Here is an 18,640-nt window from a genome sequence, read left to right on the forward strand (position 1 = left end):
CCACATGAACACGCGAACCCGGGCAGGCGCTTGCTGCCTGTTACTGGCCCTGGGCGGCCTGGCCGCCAGCGGTGCCTCGGCCGAAGGCATGGAGGAGCGCCTGCGCACTCAGCTGCGCAGCACCACCGCGCAATTGCAGGCCCTGCAAAGCGAACAGGCCCAGGCCACTGCTGCACGCAGCGCTGCGGAAAACCAGGCAAAGCAGGCCCAGGCGCAAATCAGGCAACTGACCGCCGAGCTGGACAAGACCCGGGCCCTGGCCGAACAACTGGCCGGCCAGCAGCAAAGCCTGCACAGCCAGGCCCAGGCCCAGGTGGCGGCCAGCAGCGAGCAGGCCGGCAAGTTCAAGAAGGCCTATGACGAGCTGCTGGTCATGGCCCGGGGCAAAGAGACCGAGCGTGCGCGGTTGCAAGGGCAATTGGCCGAACGTGACACACAAGTGCAGCAATGTTCGGTCAAGAATCAGCAGATGTACGAGGTCGCCAAAGAGGTACTGGCGGCCTACGAAAAAATCGACGTGGCCGACGTGATGAAAATCCGCCAGCCGTTTGCCAGCGGCGCCCGGGTCAAGTTCGAGGAACTGGCCCAGGGCTTTGGCGACGGGCTGTACCAGAACCGCTTCGATGCCCCCCAGGCTGCGATCAACCACTGACTGACAAGGAAGAACCTGCATGAACAGCCCACAACTGATTACCAGCGTCACCGTGCCAAGCCTTACCGAGCTGCTGCAAGAGGCCGGCTACCGGGTCAACCAGAGCGAACAGAACGCCATCGTGCAACTGCTCAGCGCCAGCCAGGGCATCGGTTTTGCCGTGCGCTTCGGCAACCCGGCGGCGGAGCCGGGCAGCTACGTGGACTTCACCTACAGCTGCGCGTTGCGGGTCCAGGGTGATTTGCCGGACGGCCTGGCGCAGCTGTGGAATGCCTCGCGGCGCTTTGCTCGCCTGGCGTTGCAGGGCGAGTTTCTGGTGATGGAAATGGACGTGGTGGTGGCCGGTGTTGGCGAAAGCCACCTGCGCAGCCAGTTGGAACTCTGGGACCGCCTGTTGCAGGAATTCATCGTCTACCTGCGCGAATACAGCCAGCACGCGGCGCAGCTCCAGGCCCAGGAATCCGCCGCCGCTGCCCCCGCGCCGGCCCCCACTGAAGAGGCGCACGCCCTGTGAAAAAGCCCAGCCTGGTGATCGGCGCCGGGGCCCTGGCGCTGCTGGTGGTGGGCGTGGGCCTGGCCTTGCGTCCTGGCGTCGACCCGGTGGCCGCCCAGCAGGCGGCGCCCGCCGTCGACCTCGAGCCAAGCGGGCCCGCGGTGGCGCGCCTGGGCAATCAGCAGGTGGCACTGCCGGAGCTCACGGCGCTGCTCGCGGCGCTGCCCGAAGAGTCGCGGCAGCAACTGCGGGGTAATCGTCCCGCCCTGGAAACCTGGATTCGTTCGCGCCTGGCGCAAAAGGCCGTGCTGGAGCAGGCCGATGCCCAGGGCTGGCGCCAGCGCCCGGAGGTCGAGCAGCAGATGCGCGCCGCCACCGAGCAGATTGTGTTTCGCGACTACATGCTTTCGGTCAGCCAGGTGCCGCCGGGCTACCCCAGTGAGGCGGAACTGCAACAGGCCTACGACAGCGGCAAGGCGGGGTGGATGACCCCGGCGCTGTACCGGGTCAGCCAGATCTTCCTGGCGCTCGATGACCCGCAAAGCCTGGATTCGGTGCGGCGTCAGGCCCAGGAGTTGAGTCGCCGGGCCCAAGCCGCGCCCGCCGAGTTCGGCGCCCTGGCCGCGCAGTATTCCCAGGACCGCGAGAGTGCCCGGCGCGGTGGCGACAGTGGCCTGCAGCCCTTGCAGCAACTGGTGCCGGAGGTGCGTGGCGTGGTGGCGCGGCTCAAGCCCGGGTCGGTTTCGGACGCGGTGCAGAGCGCGGCCGGGTTCCATGTGCTCAAGCTTGTCGAGCAACAGCCGGCGCGCCTGGCCAGCCTCGATGAGCTGCGAGAACGGCTGACCCAGGCCCTGCGTGCGCAACGCCAGGAGCAGATCGCCAAGGCCTACCTCGAAGGCATGCTCAACACCGCGACCCTGAGCATCGATGGCGCGCAATTGAACAAAGTGCTGGAGGAGCCGCTTTAGCCACCGGCAATGGATGCAATAACCATAAGACAGGGAGTCAACAATGGCCTTTTTAGAACCCGCTGCACCCCAGGGCATCGCGCCTTATCGCTCGTCCGGCGAACCTCGGGAAGCCTGGCTGGCCCTGGCGGCCGCCATCGACCCCGAGGTGGCCCGCTACTTTCTGGCCAGCGCCCGCTGTGGCTGTTTCATGCAGGCGGCGCGCAGCCTCAATATCAAGGCCACGCTGTTGCGCAAGCAGCTGGCCTTGCTCGAAGAACAGGTGCAGCGCTCATTGTTCAGCTACCACGGGAGTGCCTTGACCTTGAGTCGCGAAGGCCATCAGTTACAGGCGCAGTTGATCGCCCTGGCCCATGAACGGCGGTTGCCGGTGATCGAGCAGCCGTTGATCCGCCTGGCGGTGGCCGAGTCGATCCTGCACGACATCCTCGGCCGCGACCTGATTGCCCTGCTGCGGCGCAACGCCAGCGTGCGCCTGGAGATCATCTCGATCGACAGCGAGCTGTCGCTGCAAGCCCTGAGCGCCGATGTGGTGCTGTGGCTGGCCGGGGTGGACTCGCCAGCGCCCGGGCCGAGCTTCGCCACCGATACGCCGCGAGCCCTGGCGCGTCTGGACTACCTGCCGCATATCGCCAAGCGCTATTCGCGGGTGGCGGCGCGCCCCGACAGCCTGGATGACCTGGCCGACTACATGCTGGTGCAGTGGCAGCATGACCGCCAGATCGAGGCCTTGCGTCCCTGGAACAGCCTGGTGGAACAGCGTCTGGCCGGGGTGGTGCAGGTGCATGCCTACGAACTGATGCTGGAGATGATCCGCTGCAGCGCCTGCATCGGACTGCTGCCGCGCTACATGAGCTGCTTCGATCGTGGGCTGACGGCCTTGCCCGGGTTGTTCGCCGAGGGCATGCAGCGCCAGGCGTGGATGGCGGTCAATGCCCAGGTCGAGCACCCGCAGGCGGTGGAGTTGATGGTGGAGCTGATCCTCAACACCTTCAACGAGCGGCGCGACTGGTTCGAGTAGCGGGTGGGACGGCAGGCGGGCGAGGTGCTCGCCAAGTCGGAGGCGGGCCGCTTACACTCGGCGGCCACACCGATTTCAAGGACGAGCCTGCCATGTCTCACCGTGACCCGACCATCGTCATCGAACGCTTCAGCGAGGCGCACCTCGATGGCATCACCGCCCTCTATAACGACCCGGCCGTGGCGCGCCAGGTGTTGCAGATGCCGTATCAGTCGCGCGAGGTCTGGCGCAAGCGCCTGGACCCGGACAACGAGCGCCGCGTGGCGCTGGTGGCGCTGCATCAAGGCTCGGTGATCGGCAGTTGCAGCATCGAGCAGTATTCGCGGATCCGCCGCGCTCACTGCGGCAGTATCGGCATGGGCGTCGCGGTGCCCTGGCAGGGCAAGGGCATTGGCACCTGTCTGCTGGCGGCGGTATTGGATGTGGCCGACAACTGGATGAACCTGCGCCGCGTGGAATTGACGGTGTACGCCGACAACGAAGCCGCCATCGCCCTGTACCACAAATTCGGTTTCGACAGCGAAGGCCTGCTGCGCGAATACGCCGTGCGGGATGGGCGTTACGTCGACACCCTGAGCATGGCGCGCCTGCGGCCAGCACCCACGGCCTGACCCACCGTCAGCGGCTACCCTGTAGCCGCTGCCGAAGGCTGCGCTGGCCCTCACCAGCGCCGACGCCCTACCTGAAACAACCTCGGCCAAGCGCCAATCCCGCGCCCAAACCTGACGGCTTCAGGGCTGCTGCAAGGCAAAGGCAACTGCCGCCCGCGCATGCAGCTCGGTGGTGTCGAACAGGGGCAGGGGGCTGTGCTCGGGCTTGATCAGCAGGCCGATTTCCGTGCAGCCCAGGATCACCGCCTGGGCGCCGCGGGCCATCAATGAGGCGATGACCTGCTGATACACCCGGCGCGATTCGGCGCTGATGATGCCCACGCACAACTCCTCGTAGATGATCCGGTGCAGCGCCTGGCGCTCCTCGGCGTCCGGCACCAGCACTTCCAGGCCCTGGGCGCCGAGGCGCTCCTTGAGGAAGGGTTGCTCCATGCTGAAGGCCGTGCCCAGCAGCCCGACCTTGAGTGTGCCGGCTTCCTGTGCGGCCTGGGCCACGGGGTCGGCGATATGCAGAAAGGGCACCTCGACCGCGTTCTGAATCTGCTCGGCGACCCGGTGCATGGTGTTGGTGCAGAGCACGATGCACTCGGCGCCGCCAGCTTGCAGGCGCTGCGCCGCGTCCACCAGAATCAGCGCCGCATCTTCCCAGCGCCCGGCATGTTGCGCCTGCTCGACAGGCCCGAAGTCGACGCTGTACATCAGCAGTTTTGCCGAGCGCAAGGGCCCGAGCTGCTCGCGCACCTGCTGGTTGATAAGCCGGTAATACTCGGCGCTGGACTCCCAGCTCATGCCGCCGATAAGGCCGATGGTTCGCATGCAAAGTGCCTGTTGATGACTACCTGAGATGCTCTAAAGTGTGTGCCGACACGCCCCGTCGTTCTATCAGGAAATTTCACATGCTGAGCCAGCCGTTCCTCGATGACCGACTGTGCCTGCAACTGCTGCCGCGCTCGGCCTACAGCGCGCGCGACCCGGCGCAGCGGTCAACCCTGGGCGTGACCCTGGAGCGCCAGCAGGGCGTGCATGCCATCGACAGCGACCACCGCCAGGACTTCGACACCTGGCCCGGCACCCTGGCGCTGACCCCGGCCGGGATCGAGGTTTTTTCCGAGTCGGACACCGGCGGCGAATACCTGCTGTTGCGCTGGCGCGATGAGGCCCTGCAAAGCGTATTGCCCCTGACCTCGGGCCGCGTGCAGCGCCAGGGTCACGGCCGCGCCCTGGCATTGGCGCAGCAGGCACGACGCCTGCTGCTGGAGCCGACCCCGGATGTGCTGGCCCTGGAGCATTGCGCGCTGCAATTGCTGGCCTTGCAGGCGGTGACCGAACCGGGGTGCTCGCGTCCGCGTCCAGCGCAGTTCGCCCGGGTGCTGGAGCAGATGGCTGAGCAATACGGGCAGCCGTTGTCCCTGGCACAACTGGCCGCTAGCTGCGGCCAGCATGAGCTGCGCTTTCTGCGGGACTTCACCCGTGCCGTCGGCATGACACCCCACGCCTGGCTTATCGAGACCCGGGTCCAGGCCGCGCGCCGCGCAATCGACAGCAGCGACTTGGCGCTGGCGAGCATCGCCCTGGACGCCGGTTTTGCTCACCAGTCGCATATGGGCAGTGCGTTCCGCAAAGTCCTGGGGCTGACCCCCAGCCAGTACCGGGCGCGCCAACGGGCACTTTAGTCATACGGCCGTGGCTGGCATCTGCCATGATCCAGACCCGCAACACCGGTTTACTCAAGGATCAAGACAATGGACGACGTACAGCAACTGGGCGAGATGCTCAAGCAATTCGCCCAGAGCGAAGCGCACAAGAAACAGCTGTTCGAAAGCCAGTCGGCGGTCTGGGCCACCCGTATCGGCGAGCTGTTCGACCAGATCGAGCAATGGCTGGACCCGGTCAAGAGTCCCAACCTGCTGGAAGTCGCGCGCGAACCCTATGTCGCGTTCGGCCCCAGCGTGGCGGTGGAAACCTCGACCTTCAAGACCGAGAAACTGACCATCGTGATCGCCGGCAAGCCGGTGGAATTCGTGCCGGATGTGATGGGCGCCGGTGGTCTGATTTCACTGGCGGTGATGGGCCTGACCGCGGCGCGTTATGGCAGCGTGTCCCTGGTGGGGCTGGCGTCTGGCACGTGGCAATGGCGCAAGACCAACGGCCTGAAAGACCCGGATACCTTTGCCTTCGACGGCAACTTTCTCGCCGCGCAACTGCAAAGCCTGATCCCCCGCGAACGCGGTTGATCCCGCCGTCGGCGCCGTGCCTACGGCGCCACGACCTGCAACTGATAGCTGCGCTCGGCGCTTTGCCCGGCGCATTGGGTGCCGTAGCTGGCGGTGTAGATCAGCACCGGATAGACCCCTGGGGTGTGCGCGGTGCCCGACAGCTCTGCGAAGTCGCTATTGGCCAGCTGCCGCAGCTCGATGCCCTCGGGCAAGCGTGTGGCCGGGTCCAGGTAGAACCCGCTCAGGGGCGTATGGGACCCCGGCACCGTCAACCTGACCTGATAGGGCTGGCCGACGATGGCGGCGGGCAGTTGTCCGGGTTCGATCTGCAACGCCGTGCGGCCCATGCAGCCGAGCATGAACAGCGACTCGCAGCCCCCCAGCGTCAGGCTCAGGCCGAGCAGCGCCAGGGTTTTCAGGGTGTGCCGGCCGGCCTTGCCGGGTGTGTCGTGGTCAGTGTGCATGGCAGACGTCCTTGTGAAACCAGGCGTGCAGCTTAAACCAAAGGGCCGGTGCCGGACCGTGGTCCAGGCCTCAAATATCGATATTGCCCCAACCCGGCCTGGCTTCTTCGGGGGCCACGGCCTTGACTTTCTTGCCGGTGGCCAGCTCGACCCGGCGCGCCACTTCCGGGTCGTCGGCAAAGGGAATCAGGCTGGCATCGTCCAGGCTTTGGCTGTTGTGGTGGCGCAGGCAGTACTCGATGCACAGGTACAGGCCGGCCACGCCCAGCAGGTTGAAGAGGATTTCCATGGGTGAATACTCCCGGGCAAGGCGGGCGCCCCCGCTAGAGGGCGCCCGGGGTGGTCAGGCAATCTGCGCTTCGCGCTCGGCCAGGCCAAGGTCGGCCACGCGTACGGTGCGCCAGGTGTTGTAGGCCATCAGCAGCATGCCGCTGAGGAAGAACACGCCGCCGGCAAAGCGCACTACGAACCCCGGATGGCTGGCCTGCAAGGCTTCGACAAAGGAGTAGGTGAGGGTGCCGTCGTCGTTGATCGCGCGCCACATCAGGCCCTGGGTGATGCCGTTGACCCACATCGAAGCGATGTAGAGCACGGTGCCGATGGTCGCCAGCCAGAAGTGCAGGTTGATCAGCGGTGTGCTGTACATCTGCTCGCGGCCGAAGACCTTGGGGATCATGTGGTACAGCGAGCCGAAGGTGATCATCGCCACCCAGCCCAGGGCTCCGGCGTGCACGTGGCCGATGGTCCAGTCGGTGTAGTGGGACAGGGCGTTGACCGTCTTGATCGCCATCATCGGCCCCTCGAAGGTCGACATGCCGTAGAACGCCAGGGACAGCACCAGAAAACGCAGGATCGGGTCGGTGCGCAATTTATGCCAGGCGCCCGAGAGCGTCATCATGCCGTTGATCATGCCGCCCCAGCTCGGGGCCAGGAGGATCAGGGACATGGCCATGCCCAGGGACTGCGCCCAATCCGGCAGGGCGGTGTAGTGCAGGTGGTGCGGGCCGGCCCAGATGTACAGGGTGATCAGGGCCCAGAAATGCACGATCGACAGGCGATAGGAGTACACCGGGCGCCCGACCTGCTTGGGCACGAAGTAATACATCATCCCCAGGAAGCCGGTGGTCAGGAAGAAACCTACGGCGTTGTGGCCGTACCACCACTGGACCATGGCGTCCGTGGCCCCGGAGTACACCGGGTAGGACTTGAACCAGTCCACCGGGATCGACAGGTGGTTGACCACGTGGAGCATGGCGATCACCAGGATAAAGGCGCCGAAGAACCAGTTGCCGACGTAGATATGCTTGGTCTTGCGCTGCACCACGGTGGTGAAGAACACGATGGCGTAGGCGACCCAGACCACCGTCATCCACACCGCGCCGCTGAACTCGATCTCGGCGTATTCCTTGGTGGTGGTGTAGCCCAGGGGCAGGCTGATCAGCATGATCACGATCACCGATTGCCAGCCCCAGAAGGTGAAGGCGGCCAGGGTGTCGGAGTACAGCCGCACCTGGCAGGTGCGCTGCACCGCGTAGTAGCTGGCGGCAAACTGGGCGCTGCCGGCAAAGCCGAAAATCACCAGGCTGGTGTGCAGCGGACGCAGGCGACCGAAGGTGGTCCAGGGCAGGTCGAGGTTCATTTCCGGCCACACCAGTTGCGAGGCGATCCACACCCCCATGGCCATGCCGATGACGCCCCATACCACGGTCGCCACGACGAATTGGCGAACGACCTTGTAGTTGTAGGCCGGTTCGATTGTTGCTGTGCTCATGGTCAATTCTTCCACGGTTGCAAAGTCTTGCCAGGCCACCCGGTCTGGCATGCCGCAAACTGTAGAAAGCATGGACGAAACAAAACAGGCTCAGAAAAACTGCATTAATACGGATCAGATTTTTCGCCTGCCTGCGGCCATCGGCCGCGCCCTGATATGGTTTTTTAGTATTTACCTGAATCTGTAACGCGCTGAGCTGTTGCGCCATAGTCTTCATCACACAAGAACCCTGTCCGCCCCCTCCAGCGTGCGACCCCCAACCCTGTAGCCGCTGCCGTGGCACGAGGCTGCGCTGGCCCGTTGCTGGGCCAGGATCGCTCTGGCACTCCCCGATTGTCCGGGCAGGCCAGCGTCCGAGCGCGGCCCGAGCCTGCGGGAGTGGCTACAGGTTGGAGGGGCGGGAGGGAGCGGCGCAGTACTGATGAGGCAATGACATGTATCTGTATGACGATTACGACCGGGCCCTGGTCTTTGAGCGGGTGGCGCAGTTTCGCGATCAGGTCGAGCGATTCCTGGCCGGTGAGCTGAGCGAGGAAGAGTTCCTGCCGCTGCGCCTGCAGAACGGCCTGTACATGCAAAAGCATGCCTACATGCTGCGGGTGGCGATTCCCTACGGCACCCTCAGTGCGCGGCAGATGCGCACCCTGGCCAGCATCGCCCGGGACTACGACCGCGGCTACGGCCACATCACTACCCGGCAGAACATGCAGTTCAACTGGATCGAGCTGGCCGAGGTGCCGGACATCCTCGAACGCCTGGCCGAGGTCGAGATGCATGCGATCCAGACCTCCGGCAACTGTGTGCGCAACATCACCACCGAAGCCTTTGCCGGGGTGGCCGCCGACGAGATCCTCGACCCTCGGCCGCTGGCGGAAATCCTGCGCCAGTGGTCGACCATCAACCCGGAATTCTTGTACCTGCCGCGCAAGTTCAAGATTGCCATCTGCTCGGCCAGGGAGGATCGGGCGGCGATCATGATGCACGACATCGGCCTGTACCTGTACCGCACCCGGTCCGGGGAAATGCTGCTGCGGGTGATCGTCGGCGGCGGCCTGGGGCGCACGCCGATCCTTGGCTTGCAGATTCGCGAAGGCTTGCCCTGGCAGCACCTGCTGTCCTACGTCGAGGCCGTGCTGCGGGTCTACAACCGTCACGGGCGGCGCGACAACAAGTACAAGGCGCGGATCAAGATCCTGGTCAAGGCCCTGGGGATCGAAGCCTTCGCCAAGGAAGTGGAGGAGGAATGGCAGCACCTCAAGGACGGCCCGGCGCAATTGACCGAAGCCGAGTACCAGCGGGTCGCCAGCGCCTTTGTCGCCCCCGATTACCCGCCGCGCAGCGAGATCGACCTCGACCACGGCGTGCGCCTGGCCGAGAACCCGGGGTTTGCCCGCTGGGTTGCGCGCAACGTGCAGCCGCACAAAGTGCCGGGCTACACCTGCGTGGTGCTCTCGACCAAACCAGGCATGGCGTCGCCGCCGGGGGATGTCCGCGCCGAGCAGATGAGTGCGGTGGCCGACTGGTCCGAACAGTTCGGCTTTGGTGAGATCCGCATGGCCCACGAGCAGAACATCGTCCTGCCGGACGTGCCCAAGTCGCTGTTGTTCGACCTCTGGCAGCAAGCCTGCGAGCAGGGCCTGGGCTGCGCCAACGTTGGCCTGCTGACCGACATCATTGCCTGCCCCGGCGGTGATTTCTGCGCCCTGGCCAATGCCAAGTCGATCCCCATTGCCCAGGGTATCCAGCAGCGTTTCGAAGACCTGGATTACCTGCACGACCTGGGGGATATCAGCCTCAATATCTCCGGCTGCATCAATGCCTGCGGCCACCACCACATCGGCAACATCGGCATTCTCGGGGTCGATAAAAACGGCAGCGAGTGGTACCAGGTCACCCTCGGCGGCGCCCAGGGCCGCGACAGCACCCTGGGCAAGGTGATCGGTCCGTCGTTCAGCGCCGCCGAAATCCCCCAGGTGATCGAGTGGATCATCGCTACCTTCGTGCGCTACCGCGAAAGCGAAGAGCTGTTTATCGACACCCTCAACCGCATCGGCCTGGAACCGTTCAAGGAGCGGGTCTACCCCAAGGCCCAGGAGGCACTGGCATGAATAACCTGTTGCAACTGCAGGAAGGCGAAGCGCGGCTGGTGGAGGACGATGCCTGGACCCTGGTCCGCGAGGTCGACGGCCCGTTGCCCGACGGGCCCCTGGTCTTGCCCCTGGCGCGCTGGCTGATCCGGCGCATCGAGCACCACCCGGCGCGGGACGCGGTGTGGTTGGGCCCGGACGACGAGGTGGAAAGCCTCAAACCCTGGCTCAAGCTGCTGCCGATGATTGCCCTGGACTTCCCGAGCTTTCGCGACGGCCGTGCCTACAGCCAGGCCTATCTGCTGCGCACCCGCCTGGGCTGGCTCGGCGAGTTGCGCGCCATCGGCGATGTGCTGCGCGATCAGCTCAGCCATATGCGCCAGTGCGGCTTCGACAGCTTTGCCGTGCGCGAAGACAAATCCGCCACCGATGCCCTCAAGGGCCTGGTCGGCATGAGCGTGCAATATGGGCGCTCGGTGATCGAGCCACGGCCGCTGTTTCGCCGGCGTTAGCCCCCTGGTCGAACCTGCTGTTCACTTAAGAACGAACACCGTACCTGTGGCGAGGGAGCTTGCTCCCGCTGGGCCGCGAAGCGGCCCCAAAAAACGCGACTACTGCACACCGTCACGTCGGCCGCTCTAGCAGGTGCCAGCTCCCTCACCCCAGCTTGCTGTTCGCCAGCTTTCTCACTTAAGCGAACAGCATCAGGGCCTGGCGGGCTATTTCAACGCCGGGTCCCCGGGGTTGAGTTTTTTCCAGCTTTGCAGCAGCACCTGGGCCTTGGGCTCCTGGCCGTTGTCCAGGTAGTACTGGATCAGCGTCAGGCGCGCATTGCGCTGGGTGGGCTGGCGCTGGAGCAGGCTTTCCAGCTGGGCGCAGGCCTGTTCCAGTTGCCCGCTGTCGTGCAGGGCCACGGCCAGCACATAGCTGTATTGGCCGTTCTGCGGCTCCAGGCGTGCCGCCTTGGCCAGGGCCGGCATTGCTTTGGCGGTGTCGCCCGAGCGAATCGACAACAGGCCCTGGGTGTGTTGCAGCAGCGCCGAGTCCGGGTGCTGCTGCAGGCTTTTTTGCAGCAGTTCCCGGGCTTCCTGGCTGCGGCCATTGGCTTCGAGCCACTGCACCAGGGTCACCAGCGCCGGGAAGAAGTCCGCATCGCGCAGCAGGGCCGCACGCAGGCTGGGTTCGACCTCAGCGTTGCGGCCGCTGGCCTGGTACAGCATGGCCAGGTTGAGGTTGGCTTCGGCGCGTTCGGCGAGGCTCAGTTGCACCGCCTGGTATTCGCCGATGGCTTGCTCCCAGGCAGCCTGGAAACTGCCCAGGCCAGCGCGGGCGGCAGCCAGCAGGTCGCGGGCGGCGGCGATGCGCACGGCGCGCACCGGGTCGCTCAGCAGGGGGCCATAGAGTGCGGTGCGCTCGGGCGGCGGGAGCAGGGCGCTGACTGCGCGAATCGCGCTTTCACGCACCTGGGGCGCCGGGTGCTTGAGGTCCTTGCTGGCGAGGTTCAACCCTTGCTCACTGGGGTAGGCCGGCAGCTCGCCAAGCAGGGTGGCGCGCTGGATCGGCGGCAAGTTGCTGCGTTGCAACTGTTCATACAAGGCTTGCGCGGCCCCGGGCTGGCCATTGCGGATCAGCCACAGGCTTTCGTCATAGCGCGGCGCCTGGGGCGTCGCCTGGGCATTCCACAGTTTGAATTGCTGGCTGATGGTGTCGCCGGCCCGGCCCTGGTGGCAGATGAGGCAGGCGTCCGGGGTGCCGAGTCTTTGCGCACGCTCGGGGTTGGGAATACTGAAGCTGTGGTCGTGGCGCAAGTCATTGCCCATGTACAGCTTGCCGGGCATGTGGCAGTCCACGCATTGCGAACCGGGCTGGCCCATGGCGTGTTTGTGGTGCTCGCTGGAGTCATAGTTCTTGGCCTGCAGGCCCTTGCCGTCGACCCCCGCGACCGGGCTTTGGCCGGCGCTGTTGTGGCATTGCAGGCACACCCCGTTGCCCGGGGCCTTGAGCGCGGTGCTGTGGGGGTTGTGGCAATTGCTGCAGCGCACGCCCTTGTCGAACATTTTGCTTTGGGCGAAGGAGCCGTGTTCGAACACCTCGTCCTTGATCTTGCCGTCCAGGGCATAGAGTTCCCGGGTCAGGGTGCTGGGCAGGTAGTCGTCCATCAGGCGCTTGCCGACGGTATAGCCATCGCCCAGGGGGGCGCGCCGGGCGTGGCAGCGGGCGCAGGTTTCCAGCTCGGTGGTGGCGTCCTTGTCCTTGAGGTCGACGGCGAAACCCTTATGGATCAGGTCGTCTTTTTTCACGCTCCAGGCCAGGTGATTGGAGGCCGGGCCATGGCAGGCCTGGCAGCCGACCCCCAGGCTGTTCCACTGGCTGGCGAAGGTGTTTTTCTGGCTGTCGAAATTGCGCTTGTAGCCGGTGGTGTGGCACTCGACGCACATGAAGTTGGCGTTCTGGCTCGGCTTGCTCCAGTGCAGCGGGTTCTTGAAGGTCACGCCCTGGCCGGGGTAGAGGTGGAACCAGCGGTTTTTTTCGGTATCCCAGGCCACGCCCAGGGCTTGCAGGCGACCTTCGCCGACGTCGATCAGGTATTGCTGCAAGGGCGCGATACCAAAGGTGTAGGCCACCTTGAAGTCGGCCGCCTGGCCATCGGCCCCAGGGGTGTTGACCCAGAACTCCCGGTCCTGGCGAAAGAACCGCGTGCTTTCGCCTTCGCCACGAAAGCGGCGGTCGTTGAAGTCGCCGAGCACGGTCTCGGGTTCGGCCACCTGCATTGCCAGTTGGTGATGGGAGCCCTGCCAGTCCTTGGCCTGCTCGCTGTGGCAGCCCTGGCATTGCTGTTCATCGACCATGCGTGCCGGCGCCAGGGCCGTGTTCGCGGCCTTGATCGGCGCGGCGGCAGCCGGGGCGACGGGGGCTTGAACCTGGGACGGCAGCGGCAGCGACGGACTGCTGTGCATGAACCACCACAGGCCGATCAGGACCAGCAGCAACAGGGCGGCGCTGGGGGGGAACAGGTAACGCTTGATCAGGGAAGGGGGGGCATCAGGTCGGGCAGCAGTGGCGTTATTTTTAGGCGTGGGCATTCAGACTTCCGTATCCAGAGGCATTGACCTGCCAGGGTGCGCATTCATGCTGGATGCAGCTTTGACGCGGCTCGGGTGTCTGTCAAATGGGCAGTGTGAATTGGCTGGCAACTGCGGATAAAAAAAGCCGCCAGGGCCGGCAAAGCGCCGCGCATTGGCTATACCTGTAATTCCCTTAGCCAGCATCGTTTGGCCACTGACAGGAGTTACAGCATGAAGCTTGCCTTGATGATCAGCGCACTGTGCATCGCCTCGCTCGGGGTCGCGGGCTGCTCGAGCAGCGTCACCCAACCCGACGAATATTCCGGCTTCCTTAAAGACTACAGTCGGCTCAAGGAAGCCAAGTCGCCCTCCGGGGTGGAGGTAATGCGCTGGATCGATCCCAAGCTCGACGTTAAAAAATACCGCAGCGTGTATATCGAACCGACCCAGTTCTACCCTCAGCCCCAGCCCACCGCAAAAATCCCCCAGAGCACCTTGTCCGGCCTGACCCGTTATTACGACCAGGCGTTGCAGCGCGAGTTGAGCAAGTCCCTGCCGCTGGCCAACGGCCCTGGCCCGGGTGTGATTGTGGTGCGCGCGGCGATCACCGCGGTCAGCAGCAAGACCGAGGGCCTCAAGCCTTATGAAATCATCCCGGTGGCCCTGGTGGCTGCGGCCGTCAGCACCGCCAGTGGCATCCGCGACCAGGAAACCACCCTCGCCACCGAAGCGGTATTCCTCGACGGCAGCAGCGACGCGGTGTTGGCCCAAGTGGTGCGCAAAGGCACCGGCAAACCCCTGGAAAACGACACCCAGGTGATGCAGGCCAACGACGTCAAAGGCGTGATCGACGGCTGGGCTTCGGACCTGCACCAGTCCTACCTCAAGCTCAAGGCGAATTGATCTGGCCATTGCTGTAGCCGCTGCCGCAGGCTCGGGCCGCGTTCGGACGCTGGCCCTATCGGACGCCGCAGTATCCCGAGCGAACTGCGGTGGGGCGGAGGGCTAGCGCAGCCTCGTGCCTCGGCAGCGGCTACGGGGGTTATGGGCTGGCGATGAACCAGCGGTAGTAGGGGTTGGCGCTGTCGCCGGCCATGACTTCGCGGATGTCGCGGGCCCAGGCGGCGCGGTCGCCGTTGTAGGCGTGCAGGCTGGCGCGATAGAACTGCATCAGGCGTTGCTGGTGGACGCCCAGGCGTTCGCTGAAGGCGGCATCGGCGTTGAGCAGGGTCGGCGCTCGGCGCAGGTCGAGCAGGGCCGGCAGTACGCGGCTGATTTCCTTGGCCCGCACCCAGGGCGCGTACTCGATGCGCGGTTGATCGTCGGTCACCGCCGGGGCGTCGCCGGCAAACCGCTGCAAGCCCTCGCGGTCGGTGACCCAGGTGGCCAGCAGCGCCGCCGCCGAGCCAATGCCCACGTCCTGCAGCGCACCGCGCACACTGTCCTGGACAAAACGTTGGCTGATGCGCGCCACGTCCAGTTCAATCGGCTCCAGGGACCCCACCAGCAGCATCTCGTGGAACTCGCTGGTCCACAGGTTAGCGTAGGGAAACACCTCGAGAAAGCTCTGCACCAGCGCCCGGGAATCGTCGATGTTCTGGGTCGGCAGCGGCAGCCATTGCGCCACCAGGCCCTTGGCCTCCAGGCGGCTTGCCGCCAACTGATAGAAGTCCCGGGAATACAGGTTGACCACCCCGGCCGCGGAGGGCGGTGGCGGCTCCAGGGTGATCAGGTCATAACGTTGCCCGCTGCGCAGCAGCTCCTGGCGGCCATCGCGCAGACGCACATCCAGCGCCGGGTTGGCGGCGGCATTGAAGTTGCCCTTGAACAACGGAGCAGCCTTGACCACCGACGGCAGCAGTTCGGCCACCACCCGCCGCTCCAGTGACGGGTATTGCAGCAGCGCCCCGGCGGTGATCCCGGTGCCGAAGCCGATCACCAGCGCCGAGCGCGGCTCGCCATTGTGGATTAGCAGCGGCAGCAGGGCCTGGATGCGCATGTAGCGCAGCGACGGCATGGCGTCGCCGGTATTCGACACCCCCTGGATATACAGGCGCTGGAAGGCCCGTTCGCCCTGGCCCTGGGTGACCACCGCCACCGTGCCGCCGCGCCCCTCTTGATAAAAACTCAACTGCCCATTGCGCGCCCCGGGCAACAACCCGGCCAGGCGCTCCACCGGGGTCAGGCAGGCCACCGCCAGCGACAGCAGGCCGACCGCAATCACCCCCTTGCGCCGCGCCGGCCCCACCCCCTGGCCACGGCGCACGGCGAGGTAGCCGATGATCGCGGCCACCAGGGCCAGCAGCCCCAGGGTGCGCACCAGCCCCAGCAGCGGTATCAGCACAAACCCACACAAGGCCACGCCGAGGATGCCGCCCAGGGTATTGCACGCCACCACGGCGCCGACGTCATGGCCGACCCGGTCGGCGCCCACACACAGGCGCAGGGCCAGGGGAAAGGCCGCGCCCAGCAGCAGGGTCGGGACAAACACGATGCTCAGGGCCGCCACCGCAAAGCGCGCGCTCATGCCCAGCAACTCGCTGCCTCCCAGGCCCAGGGCCAGGGCTTCGACCTGGGTCTGGGCGAGGATCAGCCAGCGTCCGAGCACGGCGATTTCCAGCAGCGCCACCAGGCCGGCGGCGGCGATCAGCAGGCCGAACAGGCCCCAGGGATCGCGCACCCGATCGACCCGGCGCGCCATCAGGCTGCTGCCGATAAACAGCCCGGCGAGGTAAGTCGCCAGGACCACGGCAAAAGCGTAAGTGCGGGTGCTCATGAACTGCACGATGGACTGCGACCACACTACCTCATACCCCAGGGCCACGCCGCCGGCCACGGCATACAGCCACAGCGCCAGGCGTGCCGGCGGGCTGCCGCGGGTGACGCTGGCCGGGGCGGGTGCAGCACTCGGCTGGCGCCGGGACCAGGCCAGGGCAGCGACGGCCGCCAGCAAGTTGAGCAGCGCCGCTGCCAGGGCACTGCCGCGCACGCCCAGGGCGGCGATCAGCACAAAGGCAGTGAGCAGGGTGCCGACAATCGCCCCGGCCGTGTTGGCCGCGTACAGCCGGCCACCGGCCTGGGCCAACTGTTGCGGGGCCACGGCCGCCAGGGCCCGCACCAGCACCGGCAGGGTGCCGCCCATCAACAGCGCCGGGATCCCCACCAGGGCAAAGGGCAGGGCCCAGGCCAGCAGCCCCAGTTGCTGTTCCAGCCGGGCGAAGGGCGCCGCCGCCAGGCTCAGGCCCCAGGTCGCCGCCACGCCCAGCAGCGCCACCAGCAATTCCAGCACGGCGTACAGCCGCAACGGGTTGCCCAGGCGGTCGGCGATGCGGCCCAGCAGCAGCCCGCCCAGGGCCAGCCCGGCAAAGAAGGCGCTGATGCCGGTGGTGATCGCATACACCTCGACCCCCACCACCAGCGACAGTTGCTTGATCCACAGCACCTGGTAGATCAGCGCCGCGGCGCCGGAGATAAACAGCAGCAGGGCCGGGATCAGCAGCCGGCTGCGGGACGCTGCCAAAGGCACGGAGGCGGCCGGTTTGCGGGCGACGCGTGAAGTCATTGCGCTGAGCCTTGTGCAGAAGGTTCGCTGTCGCCGGCACCTGCCGACGACGCTAAAAAAGGCGCCGCTCACCCAGGTGAGCGGCGGTCAGGTTATTGCGCCGGTTGCGCTTTCATTTTTTCAGCGATCTTGGCATCCACGGCGGCGCGGATCTGGTCGATGCTGAAGCTGGCCGGTTTCTGGCTGGGTGGGTACTCGATAAAGGTTTCCAGGAACTTGGCCGACTTGGTCACCGCGACCCCAGCCAGGTACACGTTCTTGGTGTTCCAGTCGTAGAACTGGTCGGACACCACGTCCGCGCGTTCATAGGGGTCCATCCTCAAGTTGAGGATTTTCGGCACCCGCAGGCACACGAAGGGTTCGCTCCAGACCCTGAAGCCCCCGGGCTCGCGCTGCTCGCAGAACACCACTTTCCAGTTGTCGAAGCGCATCGACACCAGCACCCCGTCGTCGTTGAAGTAGTAGAACTCGTGCCGCTCGCCCTTGGGCTGCTGGCCGGTCAGGTACGGCAGCTGGTTGAAGCCGTCCAGGTGCACCTTGAAGCTGTTGCCGCCGGTGGTGGGGGCCCAGCCCTTGAGCAGCTTGTCCTTGACCCCGGCGTCGCCGGCCGCGGCGAGCAGGGTGGGGAACCAGTCCAGGCCCGAGAACATCTCGTTGGAGACCTCGCCGGACTTGATCTTGCCCGGCCAGCGGATGATCGCCGGCACCCGGTACGCGCCTTCCCAGTTGGAGTTCTTCTCGTTGCGAAACGGCGTGGTGGCCGCGTCCGGCCAGGAGAACTGGTTGGGGCCGTTGTCGGTGGTGTAGACGACGATGGTGTTGTCGGCGATTTTCAGGTCGTCGAGGGTTTTCAGCAGTTTGCCGACATCGTTGTCGTGCTCGATCATGCCGTCGGCGTACTCGTTGCCGGGCATGCCGCTCTGGCCGGCCATGGACTCGCGGACGTGGGTGAACACGTGCATGCGCGTGGTGTTCATCCAGACGAAGAATGGCTTGTCGGCCTTGGCCTGTTTCTCGATAAAGGCCTGGGCCGCCGCCGTGGTTTCGTCGTCGATGGTTTCCATGCGCTTCTTGGTCAGGGCGCCGGTGTCTTCGATCTTGCCGTCGGCGAAGCTGTGGATCACCCCGCGTGGCGAGTTGGCCTTGACGAATTCCGCGTCATCCTTGGGCCAGTACGGGCGCTCGGGTTCTTCTTCGGCGTTGAGGTGATAGAGGTTGCCGAAGAATTCATCGAAGCCGTGGGCCGTGGGCAGGTACTCGTCGCGGTCGCCCAAGTGGTTCTTGCCGAACTGGCCGGTGGAGTAGCCCTGGGACTTGAGCGCCTGGGCGATGGTGATGTCGCGTTTTTGCAGGCCGACCGGCGCGCCGGGGATGCCGACCTTGGACAGGCCGGTGCGCAACGGCGTCTGCCCGGTGATAAACGATGAGCGTCCGGCGGTGCAGCTGTTCTCGGCGTAATAGTCGGTGAACAGCATGCCTTCCTTGGCAATGCGATCGATGTTTGGCGTCTTGTAGCCGACCACGCCCATGGAGTAGGCGCTGATGTTGGTTTGCCCGATGTCATCGCCAAAGATCACCAGGATATTGGGTTTTTCGGCCGCCCCGGCAGTTGCCGAGAGCGCCATCACCGAAGCTGCCGCCAGGGCGAACTTCGGTAGCCACTTGCGTATGCGAGTCATCTGACTTGCTCCTTTTTAGCTGGAGTCGCTGTGCGCGACCAACGTTTATTG

17 protein-coding genes are annotated in these 18,640 nt (G+C 65.5%); 10 read left to right on the forward strand and 7 right to left on the reverse strand.

The genetic code is table 11. The features are described 5' to 3' along the window. Positions 1-4: 4 nt before the first annotated feature. From MF4836_RS22265 to MF4836_RS22285, 5 genes are all read left to right on the forward strand, one after another. On the forward strand, positions 5-652 hold the full coding sequence (locus MF4836_RS22265) for a DNA repair protein (RefSeq protein ID WP_078472080.1): 648 nt from the start codon (positions 5-7) through the stop codon (positions 650-652). Positions 653-671: 19 nt separating this feature from the next. Beyond that, positions 672-1,166, forward strand: a complete 495-nt coding sequence (locus MF4836_RS22270; protein WP_078472081.1) for a YbjN domain-containing protein — start codon at positions 672-674, stop codon at positions 1,164-1,166. Next, a complete protein-coding gene (locus MF4836_RS22275) occupies positions 1,163-2,113 on the forward strand; it encodes a peptidylprolyl isomerase (RefSeq protein ID WP_078472082.1) in 951 nt (316 codons plus the stop codon). The genes MF4836_RS22270 and MF4836_RS22275 overlap by 4 nt, the downstream gene beginning before the upstream one ends. A gap of 43 nt (positions 2,114-2,156) precedes the next feature. Continuing rightward, positions 2,157-3,134, forward strand: a complete 978-nt coding sequence (locus tag MF4836_RS22280; protein ID WP_078472083.1) for a LysR family transcriptional regulator — start codon at positions 2,157-2,159, stop codon at positions 3,132-3,134. A 92-nt stretch (positions 3,135-3,226) separates the two neighbouring features. Further along, positions 3,227-3,745, forward strand: coding sequence for a GNAT family N-acetyltransferase (locus MF4836_RS22285; protein WP_078472084.1), 519 nt, complete (start codon positions 3,227-3,229; stop codon positions 3,743-3,745). A 120-nt stretch (positions 3,746-3,865) separates the two neighbouring features. Here the strand turns inward: MF4836_RS22285 and MF4836_RS22290 are convergent, their stop codons facing one another. Next, the gene (locus MF4836_RS22290) at positions 3,866-4,561 is read right to left on the reverse strand and encodes an aspartate/glutamate racemase family protein (RefSeq protein WP_078472085.1); all 696 of its coding nucleotides are present in this window, start codon (positions 4,559-4,561) and stop codon (positions 3,866-3,868) included. Between the two features lie 80 nt (positions 4,562-4,641). On the opposite strand from MF4836_RS22290, the gene MF4836_RS22295 reads away from it, so the two are divergent. Together MF4836_RS22295 and MF4836_RS22300 are read left to right on the forward strand one after the other, a co-directional pair. Beyond that, a complete protein-coding gene (locus MF4836_RS22295) occupies positions 4,642-5,418 on the forward strand; it encodes a helix-turn-helix domain-containing protein (protein WP_078472086.1) in 777 nt (258 codons plus the stop codon). Positions 5,419-5,487: 69 nt separating this feature from the next. Then, complete coding sequence (locus tag MF4836_RS22300; RefSeq protein WP_078472087.1) at positions 5,488-5,979, forward strand: hypothetical protein; 492 nt, start codon at positions 5,488-5,490, stop codon at positions 5,977-5,979. 20 nt (positions 5,980-5,999) lie between these two features. On the opposite strand, the gene MF4836_RS22305 is transcribed toward MF4836_RS22300, so the two are convergent. The 3 genes from MF4836_RS22305 to ccoN all read right to left on the reverse strand — a co-directional run bounded on the left by MF4836_RS22305 (position 6,000) and on the right by ccoN (position 8,196). Beyond that, on the reverse strand, positions 6,000-6,425 hold the full coding sequence (locus MF4836_RS22305) for a hypothetical protein (protein ID WP_102047932.1): 426 nt from the start codon (positions 6,423-6,425) through the stop codon (positions 6,000-6,002). Between the two features lie 70 nt (positions 6,426-6,495). Next, complete coding sequence (locus tag MF4836_RS22310; protein ID WP_078472088.1) at positions 6,496-6,714, reverse strand: hypothetical protein; 219 nt, start codon at positions 6,712-6,714, stop codon at positions 6,496-6,498. Between the two features lie 54 nt (positions 6,715-6,768). After that, positions 6,769-8,196 carry a cytochrome-c oxidase, cbb3-type subunit I gene (gene ccoN, locus MF4836_RS22315; protein ID WP_078472282.1) on the reverse strand — a complete coding sequence of 476 codons (1,428 nt, stop codon included), beginning with the start codon at positions 8,194-8,196 and terminating at the stop codon, positions 6,769-6,771. 434 nt (positions 8,197-8,630) lie between these two features. Between ccoN and MF4836_RS22325 the strand changes: the two genes are divergently transcribed. Continuing rightward, positions 8,631-10,304 carry a nitrite/sulfite reductase gene (locus MF4836_RS22325; RefSeq protein WP_078472089.1) on the forward strand — a complete coding sequence of 558 codons (1,674 nt, stop codon included), beginning with the start codon at positions 8,631-8,633 and terminating at the stop codon, positions 10,302-10,304. Beyond that, positions 10,301-10,795, forward strand: coding sequence for a DUF934 domain-containing protein (locus MF4836_RS22330; protein WP_078472090.1), 495 nt, complete (start codon positions 10,301-10,303; stop codon positions 10,793-10,795). The genes MF4836_RS22325 and MF4836_RS22330 overlap by 4 nt, the downstream gene beginning before the upstream one ends. A gap of 207 nt (positions 10,796-11,002) precedes the next feature. Here MF4836_RS22330 and MF4836_RS22335 read toward each other — a convergent pair whose 3' ends face one another. Further along, positions 11,003-13,366, reverse strand: a complete 2,364-nt coding sequence (locus MF4836_RS22335) for a tetratricopeptide repeat protein (RefSeq protein WP_078472091.1) — start codon at positions 13,364-13,366, stop codon at positions 11,003-11,005. Positions 13,367-13,579: 213 nt separating this feature from the next. Between MF4836_RS22335 and MF4836_RS22340 the strand changes: the two genes are divergently transcribed. Then, complete coding sequence (locus MF4836_RS22340; RefSeq protein ID WP_078472092.1) at positions 13,580-14,251, forward strand: DUF3313 domain-containing protein; 672 nt, start codon at positions 13,580-13,582, stop codon at positions 14,249-14,251. A 139-nt stretch (positions 14,252-14,390) separates the two neighbouring features. On the opposite strand, the gene MF4836_RS22345 is transcribed toward MF4836_RS22340, so the two are convergent. After that, complete coding sequence (locus MF4836_RS22345) at positions 14,391-16,910, reverse strand: fused MFS/spermidine synthase (RefSeq protein ID WP_078472093.1); 2,520 nt, start codon at positions 16,908-16,910, stop codon at positions 14,391-14,393. A 92-nt stretch (positions 16,911-17,002) separates the two neighbouring features. Then, the gene (locus tag MF4836_RS22350; protein ID WP_078472094.1) at positions 17,003-18,589 is read right to left on the reverse strand and encodes an arylsulfatase; all 1,587 of its coding nucleotides are present in this window, start codon (positions 18,587-18,589) and stop codon (positions 17,003-17,005) included. Positions 18,590-18,640: the final 51 nt, after the last annotated feature.

Source organism: Pseudomonas sp. MF4836 (assembly GCF_002018875.1).
Classification (GTDB): domain Bacteria; phylum Pseudomonadota; class Gammaproteobacteria; order Pseudomonadales; family Pseudomonadaceae; genus Aquipseudomonas.